Source organism: Mycobacterium sp. (assembly GCF_052143115.1).
GTDB lineage: Bacteria > Actinomycetota > Actinomycetes > Mycobacteriales > Mycobacteriaceae > Mycobacterium.
Genome location: NZ_JBKQTQ010000144.1, coordinates 17,144 through 27,969, shown reverse-complemented (window position 1 = coordinate 27,969; position 10,826 = coordinate 17,144). Strand labels below are relative to the sequence as shown.

The following is a 10,826-nucleotide window of genomic DNA, read 5'->3' as shown; positions in this document are numbered from 1 at the left end:
TCTCCTTCAGCTGCCGGTCGATCTCGGCTGCTGGGAGAGTCTCGCTCGCGAGGGTTCCGTATCGCGTGAAGATCCGGTGATCGGACGGGACTCCGCCGGCGAACTTCGGTAGGACGTACCTCTGTCGCCGCTGAGTTACTACAACGCGTGCTGCGCCGAGCTGGGCGAGTTCCGCGGCGATCTCGAGGGCGCTGATAGCGCAGCCTGCCACGAGAACCCGTTTGCTCTGATATGGAGCGGGCCCTCTGTAGTGGTAGGTGGAGATCGCTCCGGCCGAGCCTGCGAACGTGTCGAGCCCCGGCACAGGGGGGATGGCGGGGACATGGAATCTGCCACTCGCCACGACCACTCGTTCGAAGCTCTCCTCTATGCCGGCGTGACCGACGAGCCATTCGGCATCGTCTCGCCTGAGGAGTTCGACACGATTGTCGAACCGGATGCGTGACGTAAGGCCGAAGGTGTCGGCATAGCGATGCAAGTAGTCGAGAATCTCGCGGTTTGATGGGTAGACGAGGTCGCTGTCGTTCTCCAGGTCGCTAAAGGCAGTCATGATGCGACTGGTGTTAGTGTGCATGGCCGGCCAAACGCCGCTTCGGCCAACGAGTCCCGTCCACTGGCCGCCCAGCTTCGGTCCCTGCTCGAAGATCGTCGGTTCGAATCCTTGCGAGAGCAGCCAGCGCGCCGCGATCAGCCCGCCGGGTCCAGCCCCGATCACGGCGACAGTTCTCGTCATCGGGGAACTGTCGCATGGCTGGGATCCGGGTGCGATCTCTTTGACCGTTCGTCGCAGATCAGGCGATCGGACGAGGCGTAGACGGTTGCGCTCACGAAGAGGGCAGCGGCAAAGCGCAGTTGTAATCAAGACAAGAGCGGCTGATGCTCTTGACGCCGTCAACGCCCGAGAACGAAACCGCAGGTAACGAGTTGTACTGAACTGGGCCGAATCGGAACGAACCGGCAGTTCAGGAAGCAAAAGCCCTGGTAGAGTGACAGGTTCGATTCCTGGCAGCTCCACAGAGAACGTGCTGGTGAGTCCTTTCGACTGGCGACGCGAGCCATTAATCGTCGGTTGGGTGCCATCGCTGCTGGGGATCGGCACGGCCGTTCGAAAATCGGATACCTTCTTCAACAACTCCACCGGATCATCTGTTTGCGCGACGGGGAACGCGAATCCGGCTGATCGCTGCCCTTTCGCGTTGAGGATGCGATGCGCGTTCGGGATCGGCAGGGCTCGAAGAACAGCGCCGACGGCATTGGCGTGTAGCCGGCCCGCGATGTCCCCGTGGGAGGTTCCCAGGTCGGTCGCCCGGCGAGACCTCTGGATTCAAGGCGCGACGACCACACGCGTCAGGTTCGTGCGGGGGAAACGTCGGCGGATTCGGTCAACGTCCCATGGGGGTATGTCCCCGCGTGGCCTGACCCCATCTGGCTGTTCTGCGACATCTTTAAGTGTCGTCCATAAACGAGCTCGAATATCGGTGTGGCCATCAGTGTGGTGACGATGGCTACCAAGACCAGCATGCTGAAGAGCGTAGGAGTGATGATGCCGGCTTCAAGTCCGATGTTGAGCAGAATGAGTTCAATTAGTCCGCGGGCATTCATCAATGATCCCAGCGCGACAGATTCGCGGAGGGGGACTTTTTTCAGCCGCGCAGCTAACGTGCACGCGATTCCTTTCCCTGCGATCGAGACTGTGAGTATCCCCAGGGTCACCGCCCACAGCGTTGGGCCGTTCACGAGGCCGATCTGGGTGTTCAGCCCTGAGTAGACGAAGAATAGTGGTAGCAGAAAGGTGGTTACGAGTGGTTCGAGGCTCGTGGTGAGGTGTTGCGCAAACAAGCCGGACGGCATGGCGACACCGAGGATGAATGCGCCAAATATAGCGTAGATACCAATGCTGTCTGTGAACCAGGAGCATGTCATCAGCAGAATCAGTACTGTGCTCAGCACTGGTGCGGTGATCGTGTTTCGGCGTTCGGATATCGTACCGAGGACATGCAAAGCTCTGCGTCCGATTGTTAGGAGCAGCAGCGCGTACAAGATTCCGCCGGCTATTGCTGTAGCGGCCAAGGCGGCGTTACCACGGTGAACGGCGAGCACCGTTGCCAGGATGCACCAAGACAGCGCATCGTCAGTTGCGCCACACGCCAACGCGAGCGTGCCCAAAGACGTTCCGGAAAGCTGTCGTTCGTAGATGATTCGGGCGAGCATGGGAAATGCGGTAGTCGCGATCGACGCGCCTAGGAACATCATTGCCATGACGAGTGTGACGCTTTTGTCGAAATAGATTCCGCCTGCTGACAGGGGCACAGCGACGAGCGCTCCCAGAGCGAGCGGCGTGAGGATGCCTGCTGCCGATACCGCAGCCGCAGTGCTGACACGATGTTTGATCAGGTTGACGTCGAAGTTGAGGCCGATGAGAAACATGTAAAGCACCAGGCCGATCTGCGCCATGGTGTAAAGCACGATGTTTGCTGGTCCTGCGGGAAATAAGTGATGTTGTACGTCGGGTGCTATGCGGCCTAGCAGTGAGGGCCCAAGAAGTACGCCGGCAACCATTTCGCCGACGACTTGCGGTTGTCCGAGACGTTGTGACGCTAGCCCTACGAACCGGCAAGTTCCGAGAATGACGGCCAGTTCGAGGAAGAAATGGACGGCAGTTGCTGTGGGCATGGGTTAGGTCCTAAGGCTTAAGGCACGGATGGGTTGAGAGGCCGGTAGCTTCGGTCGATTTCGTCGTTGGGCGGGACCGGCAGTCCGGGGAGCCAGGTCCATCCGCACAGATCGGCAGCATCCCCGGAGTCCTTGCGCGGAATGCCGTTGACGACTAGGCACATGTCTCATCAACCCTTCTGCCGGAACCTTGGGCAGCCTGGCTCTGCAGTTCTCCGCTTGCCAGAGACCGGAGTTAGTGTAGCGTCCTTAAATATTAAGTAACCGCGTCTATCTGACTAGAAGGAGGTGCATGTGTGGACGTTCAAACGGAGCTGTCGCAACTGAGCTTCGAGGCACGGCAGGCCTTGGCGCAGAAAATAAAGACGCACCTGCTGGATGCCGAAACCGCCGGCCCGGATCACGATGTCACGATCGTTGGAGGCGGGGTGGCGGCCCTCACTCTGGCGCTAGAGATTCGCCGCGTGCGGCCGCGAACGCGGATTCTCATCATCGAGCCAACTGCTCACCCGGTGCCTGAGATCACCCATACGGTCGGCGAGTCGACGGTCGAGATTGCCGCGCACTACCTGCGGGATCGCCTTGGACTGGCCGACCATTTGCACACTTCGCAGATCCGCAAAATGGGGTTGCGAATGTTTTTCTCACACGGCGGGAACACCGATATCGCCCAACGGACGGAACTGGGCAGCTCGTCATTTACACCTCAGGTGACCTATCAAATCGACCGCGGCAGGCTGGAGAACGAGCTCAACCGACGTTGCCTGTCGGGAGGTGTAGAAATCACCTCTGGCCGAGTCCGATCCGTCGAATTCGGTCTCGGGGATCGCCCACACACTCTTTCCGTTCAGCGCGGTAGCACAACCACTCACACGACGGCTCGTTGGGTCGTCGATGCATCAGGGCGGAACCGGACGCTGCCCCGACAGTTGGACCTGAAGCGCACCAATGACCACAACTGCAATGCTGTGTGGTTGCGTGTCGCGGTTGAAATCAACATCGGCCAGTGGAGCGATGACCCGAGTTGGAAGGCGCGCCTCGTCGAGGGCGACCGTGCGCTGTCCACCAACCACTTGATGGGTGAGGGTTATTGGGTTTGGCTGATCCGGCTTGCATCCGGATCCACCAGCGTCGGCATCGTTGCCGACCCTGCATACCATGCGTTCGACCGGTTCAACACGCTCGCCAAAGCGCAATCGTGGCTCTGCGAGTACGAACCGCAGTGCGCTGCGGTCCTGGCAGAGCACGAACACCTGATCAAGGACTTCAGGGTGATGAAACACTACAGTCACAGCGCCACGAAGGTGTACGACGCCCGTGACCGTTGGTGTCTCACAGGGGATTCCGGAATCTTCCTGGATCCCTTGTATTCATCGGGACTGGACCTCATCGCAATCGGCAATGGCCTCATCACCGACATGATTACCCGTCAACTCGACGGTGAAGATGTCGTGGCACGGTCTGGGATAAGCGATTCTCTCTTTCGCTCCCTTACCGACATGTGGCTGAACGTGTACTGCAACCAATACAGTCTCATGGGCTCGCCTGCTGTCATGTCGGCCAAAGTGATCTGGGACATCGCGTTTTATTGGGGCTTTCTAGGTTTTCTCTACAGCAACGGTCGGTTTGTCACTGTCGCCGACGACCCTGAGGTGGTGCCACACCTGCAGGGTCTCATCGAGCTCAGTAACCGCATGCAACAATTCTTCCGAGAATGGGCTTCAGTCGAGAGCGCGCGTCCCGCAGCACAATTTGTCGATCTCTACTCGCCGTTGAACTTCATGGTGACGCTGCACACCGCGATGATGGGGAAAGCCGTGGAGTTCACCGCACAATTCGACGCGAATGTCCGGCTGCTGCATCAGTTGGCGGGCCAGCTGATCGAGATCGTACTCACGGAAAAATGTCGCACGTTTTCCGAAGACGATGTCATGCGGCAGGTGCAGGCGTGGCAACGAGAATCCTTTTTGCGAGAACTCCGATCCATCTACCGCCACGAGCAAACCATCAGCCCGATCAGCCAAGAGTGGATTCTCGGCGCCACACCTGCACTCGAATTCAGTTGAAAAGCTACAGGATTCATGCTGGCCAGTGCCTGGCCACAAGATGTCGTCGGAACGATCGGCGGCCGCTTGTGCAGCCTCGGGCCGGCTCTGTAGTCGTTGTTGCATACCCTGCTACCGGGCCTGTCGAAGCGGTCGACGAGAAGAATCGCCACGTTGGCGAACACCGAATGTATGGCAGCCCTCCTGCCGAAACGACGCGGCGATCTATAGCCCTGCGACACGTCCGAGTTCGCAGTCGAAGCGACGGCCGCGATTCTCGTTGCTACGTGCCAGGGGAACCGAAGACGTCGCCATCGGCGCGACGAACCCGGAAACCGGCATGGTCTTCGTCGCGGGGGCGCGAATCACGTCGCCATCAACACGCCCCGGCCTCCTCATCGCTAGATCGCGAAACGCACTCTTGGCTGCGCTCCCCAGTGGACTGACGCCAGGTTGTTAGGGCGAAAGGACGAAAATGCTTGCCGAACACGGCCCTCGCGAGCCCTTGGCGATCGTCGGTATTGGGTGCCACTTTCCGGGCGGTGCCCATACCTCGGAGAGCTACTGGAATTTGCTGTGTAGTGAAACCGATGCCACGCGGATAGTCCCTGAAACACGTTGGAACGCGGCACGATACTACGACCCGAACCCGGCAAAACTCGGCAAAATGATTACTCGTCGAGGCGGGTTCCTCAGTGAGATCGATCAATTCGACCCTCAATTTTTCGGTATCTCCCCCCGAGAGGCCAACTTGCTCGATCCGCAGCAGCGCCTTTTGCTGCGGACCACGTGGGAAGCTTTGGAAGACGGCGGAATATCCGCGGACGGTCTCGCTGGCACCGACGTCGGTGTGTTCATCGGCGGTTTCACCCTCGACTACCAACTCTTGCAAAATCAAGGTCGCACCAGCCGTTATCGACTCAAAACCCATTCCGCCACAGGAATGATGATGACCATGCTGGCGAACCGGATCTCGTTTGCGTTTGATTTCCACGGACCGAGCATGACAATCGACACGGCCTGCTCAAGCTCGCTCGTCGCGGTACACCTTGCAGCGCAGAGCATCTGGAATGGCGAATGCGCGCTTGCACTTGCCGGTGGGGTCAACATCATGATCGGCCCCAACACCGCGATCGCGGAATCAAAGAGCGGATTCCTCAGTCCAGATGGCCGATGCAAGGCGTTCGACGAGTCCGCTGACGGTTACGCACGGGGAGAAGGTGGCGCGGTCGTCGTCATCAAACCTCTCGAGCAGGCGCTACGCGATGGCGATGACATCTACGCTCAGATTCTTGGCAGCGCGGTGTCACAAGACGGTCACACTGACAGCATCACCGTACCCAGCGCCGAAGCGCAAGAAGCAGCGATTACAACCGCCCTACGACGAGCGGGCGTTCACCCCAACGAAGTCGGGTATGTGGAGGCGCACGGCACCGGAACTCCTGTCGGTGACCCCGTCGAGGTCCGGGCTCTGGCCAATGCGCTCGCGTCACAACGGGCAGCTACAAATCCACTGCTGATCGGATCGGTCAAAACCAACATCGGCCACCTCGAAGCCGGCGCGGGGGTGGCCGGACTGATCAAAACAGCGTTAGTGCTCAAACACGGGTACATCCCAGCGAACCTGCATCTGAAAAACCTCAGCGGTCAGATTCCTCTGGGGGACTGGAGTATTAACATTCCACGAACCGGTCGCCACTTTCCCGACAGCAAGCGACGCATTGCAGGGGTCAACTCGTTTGGTTTCGGCGGCACCAATGCCCACGTCGTGCTCGCTGAGCCCCCCGCCCCGGTCCGGGTGACCGCTCCGAACCGTTGTCAGCTGCTGCCGCTGGCCGTCTTGCCGATCTCGGCGCGCACCGAGGAAGCGTTGACGGCGACGGCCCACCAGTTGGCTGAGCACTTGGGCGCGCACCCCGACGTCACACTCCTCGACTTTGGCTACACCCTCAGTCAGCGCCGCTCTCATCTGAGCTATCGCCGTACGCTCGTCGCAGACAGCATTACCGAGGCGCGAGAACAACTTCAAGCCCTCGCCGACGAAGGGGCGATCCCCGCGGGCCGCACAAACCCGACGGTGCCTAAGTTGGCATTCGTCTGTACTGGCATGGGCCCGCAATGGTGGAAAATGTGCCGGGGACTGCTTGACGTCTATCCCGCTTTCACCGAGAGCATCCTGCGAAGTGATCGCGAGCTGTCCCGTTACACGAACTGGTCTTTGGTCGACGAGCTTCGAACCGATGAAACCCGCTCTCGGATGGCTGAGACAGATGTAGCGCAACCGGCCAACTTCGCCATTCAGATAGCACTCGCCGCACAGCTCAAACAGTTCGGCATCAACCCCGACGCGGTGACTGGACACAGTGCCGGTGAGGTGGCCGCCCACTATCTCGCCGGTGTCCTCCCCTTTGAGCAAGCGATTCATGTGATTTACCACCGAAGTTGCCTGCAGCAACGCACAAGCGGACTGGGCCGCATGCTCGCCGTCGGTCTGAGCGCCGAGTCGTTCATGCAGACGATCGATGACAGAACACTCGATGAAATCGGGCGAAGTGTTTCGATCGCCGCGATCAACAGCCCGTCGGCGGTGACTGTCGCCGGCGATAGCGACGCCCTTGACGACATCGCCCGCCAACTAGAGAAGCTCGAGATCTTCAATCGGTTTCTCGCCGTGAAGGTGCCGTACCACACCCACTACATGGACACGGTGAAAGATGACCTCTACAGCGCGTTGGAGTGGCTATCGCCCGGTGCGGCGACGATCCCGTTGTACTCCACGGTCACCGGCGAACGGTTGAACGGATACCCTGCCGGCGCCGACTACTGGTGGCAAAATACCCGCACTACAGTGCTTTTCGAACCCACCGTCCGCCGGATGATCGATGATGGATATACCCACTTCGTCGAGCTGAGCCCACATCCCGTTCTCGGGGCATCGATTATCGAAATCGCCGGAGCCCAAAAGACCGACGTTGTCGTCTTGGCGAGCCAGCGACGCAATGACGACGATGGTCGTACGCTGATGAACTGCGTTGGCGCACTGCACTGCCACGGCCACCCGATCGCATGGGACGCGCTATACCCCCGCAAGAAGGCACAACTGCTGAAGCTTCCGTTGTACCCTTGGCAATCAAGGCGTTTCTGGAACGAAACCCAGGAAGCGGCCGAGGACTTACATTACAAACCCGTGCATTCGCTGCTGGGCCAACCGGTGAGCGCCGTGCATCCGACCTGGGAAGTCGAGTTAAGCACGGCCATAGCCCCCTTCCTCGCCGATCACCAAGTCCTTGGAAGCACTCTTGTACCCGGGGCGGTCTACATCGAGATGGCCCTGGCCGCTGGGAAAGCCATCTACGGATCAACCAACTACAGTGTGGACAACCTGACGCTTCATCGCGCCCTGATCCTCGACGACACCTGCGACCCCGTGCTGAGGACCACGCTCAACCGGGACACGGGCACTTTAGAATTCGCCGCGTTCGCAGCTACAGCTGCGGGTGACTTGACGTGGACGATAACGGCGACCGCGGAACTCAACACACTGTCAAGGCCGCCCGACCACGGCGATACTCAACGCGGCGCGGAACAGGTCACCGCGATTGACGGCGGTGAGTTCTACGCCCGCACCCGAGCCGTCGGGTTCGCGTACGGTGACGCATTCCAGACCATCACCGGTATCACGTCAGGAGATGGCTGGGCGGTCGCTCACATCGCCATTCCTGCACAGATCACCGACGAACTTGATCGATACCGATTCCACCCAGCGCTCATCGACGGTGCCTTCCAAACACTCATTGGCACAACGTTTGTCGGACGTGACGCAGACGAAAGCCCCTACCTTCCCACTCGAATCCGGCAAAGCGCCATCTATCGCGCGCCCGAAGAAAACATGACCGCCCACGTCTGTGTGGTGTCGGCCACCAAAGACGAGATCGAAAGCAACATCACGATCACCGGCGACGACGGAGAGCCGCTCGCCACGTTCACCGGCTTCACGTTGCGATCACTGACCGCGTCATCTCGCCTGTCCGCCGAACGGGTGGACAAGGGGCTGTATGAGATTGAATGGGTCGCACACTCCCAGATTCACCACGATCAGCGTGGGACGGCGATTTCACCAGACGGCTTGTCCTGGCTCATCTTCGTTGAGGCCACCGGTGTGGGGGCAATGATCGCGGAGCAACTGCGCCGCAGCGGCCACCGTGTCCGAACGGTCGTCCATCAGCCCGTCACCGCGTTAACAGAAATCGACGACGGGTACGCGCTTAACCCGGGGCAGCCCCGGCAACTACACCAGCTGCTCGACGCGCACCTCGACAAAGAAGACAGCCTCGCTGGCATCGTCAACTGCTGGCCGTTGGACATTTGCGCCGAGCCTGTCGACCACTCACGCCTTTCAGAACCAACCGAGCACGAAGGCCGCGATGCTCAGCGCGCGGATATAGACGCCGCCGAAATGAACGACCAGATAGGTGTCTTCACGATCCTGCATCTTGCAAAGGCCTTGGCGGACCGCGACAGTGTCCAGCCCCGCCTCTACTTGGTTACCGCCAACGCGCAACCGGCTCTTGGAACCGAAGCACTTGCCGTCGAACAGGCCGCCATTTGGGGGCTGGGCCGAGTCATCGGCCACCAGGAATTCGTCGATCGATGGGGCGGGCTGATCGACATTGACGACGCCGACGACCGCGCTGAGACTGCTGTGCGTATCTGCGAGCACATTCTCGCTGACGACGCCGAGGATCAGATCGCCATCCGCGGCCACGACACATTCGTTCCGCGGCTTCGCCCGAGCAGGAGCTTGACGACGGCTTTCCCGACCAAACTCACCCCCGACGCGACCTACGTTGTGACCGGTGGGGCCGGAGCGCTTGGCCGCATCGTAGCCACGTACCTCGCAGAACGCGGGGCACGTCATATTGCACTGCTCTGCCGAAGCCAGATCTCGCCGAGAGACCGCTGGTCGCTGCTACCTCACGACGACGAGCATCACGCCACCGTCAGCGCGATCCGAAAGATCGAACACCTCGGCGCTGAAGTAACCACCGCCACTGTCGATGTCACCGACGGCGATCAGGTGAAAAATTGGTTGAGTAACCACATCCGAGCAGGAGGCCGACCGGTACGCGGAGTCGTCCACGCCGCTGGATCTGTCGACGACCGACTTCTTGTGAACATGACCGAAGCCGAGTTTACCGAAGTCATGGCTCCGAAAATCAGCGGTGCTCGCGTGCTGCACAACACGTTCAAAGGACACGATCTGGAATTCTTCGTCATGTTCGGGTCCGCGGGGTCGGTCATCGCCTCGCCTGGTCAAGGCAACTATGCCGCCGCCAACGCATTCCTCGACGTCTTCGCGCATTATCGACAGGCCCAGGGTCTGCCTGCTCTCACGATCGGGTGGGGCCCATGGTCGGTGGGAATGGTCGAGAAACTTAAGCTGGAGAAAATTTACGCGCAACGGGGAATCGAGCTCATTACGCCCGCAGCGGGCACCGGCATCCTCGATCGGCTTATCAATCAAAAGACACCCAACGTCATCGCTATCAGCGCCGACTGGATGCAGGCCCGCCGCGTCGGGCTCGGCGGACAGCTGCCACCGATGTTTTCCGAACTGGGAACAGCCGAGAATTCGCCCGATCCCACCGATGCAGCATCGTCGATACTTGAGTTGCTCTCGGGATGCCCGGAAGCTGACAGGCTCGACGTTGTCACAAGCCATGTTCGGCAAATCGTTGCCGCGGTCTTTGAGCTCGCCGTTAGCGACATCGGATCCGACGACGCCCTCGACGACCTTGGCTTGGACTCACTGATGGCGATGGATTTCAGAATTCGGATCAATGCGATGTTCGCGATTGATCTTCCGCTGCTAGAACTACTCAGAGGCGTCACCGTCAATTCACTGGCCGGGCGAATACTCGCCGACCTTCGATTAGCCGACGACGACCCCGCCGCGGTCACCGAACAGCGATCAGAGCCCGCCCCAGCTGATGACAACGTCGACCGCCTGATTGAACAGTTATCTGAGGCCGAGCTGCGGGACGTGCTGGCCGAACTTGAGAGACAACCTATCGAGCAGGAAGCAGGGGAGGCGCACTCGTGAATTCC

Annotated in this window: 4 protein-coding genes; 2 read left to right on the top strand and 2 right to left on the bottom strand. The window is 59.9% G+C overall.

Translation table 11 applies throughout. From position 1 onward, the window contains the following. Nucleotides 1-733, bottom strand: a 733-nt coding sequence (locus ACLQI9_RS15430; RefSeq protein WP_442391868.1) for a flavin-containing monooxygenase, incomplete at its 3' end; no start/stop codon positions are given. Between the two features lie 614 nt (nucleotides 734-1,347). Next, complete coding sequence (locus tag ACLQI9_RS15425) at nucleotides 1,348-2,673, bottom strand: cation:proton antiporter (RefSeq protein WP_442380379.1); 1,326 nt, start codon at nucleotides 2,671-2,673, stop codon at nucleotides 1,348-1,350. Between the two features lie 296 nt (nucleotides 2,674-2,969). Between ACLQI9_RS15425 and ACLQI9_RS15420 the strand changes: the two genes are divergently transcribed. Both ACLQI9_RS15420 and ACLQI9_RS15415 read left to right on the top strand, forming a co-directional pair. Next, nucleotides 2,970-4,739, top strand: a complete 1,770-nt coding sequence (locus ACLQI9_RS15420; protein WP_442380377.1) for an NAD(P)/FAD-dependent oxidoreductase — start codon at nucleotides 2,970-2,972, stop codon at nucleotides 4,737-4,739. A gap of 454 nt (nucleotides 4,740-5,193) precedes the next feature. Next, a complete protein-coding gene (locus tag ACLQI9_RS15415; protein WP_442380375.1) occupies nucleotides 5,194-10,821 on the top strand; it encodes a type I polyketide synthase in 5,628 nt (1,875 codons plus the stop codon). Nucleotides 10,822-10,826 lie beyond the last annotated feature (5 nt).

Excerpts from the sequence above, each read along its gene's own strand:
- ACLQI9_RS15425 (WP_442380379.1), bottom strand. The coding sequence starts at position 2,673 with ATGCCCACAGCAACTGCCGTCCATTTCTTCCTCGAACTGGCCGTCATT.
- ACLQI9_RS15415 (WP_442380375.1), top strand. The coding sequence starts at position 5,194 with ATGCTTGCCGAACACGGCCCTCGCGAGCCCTTGGCGATCGTCGGTATT.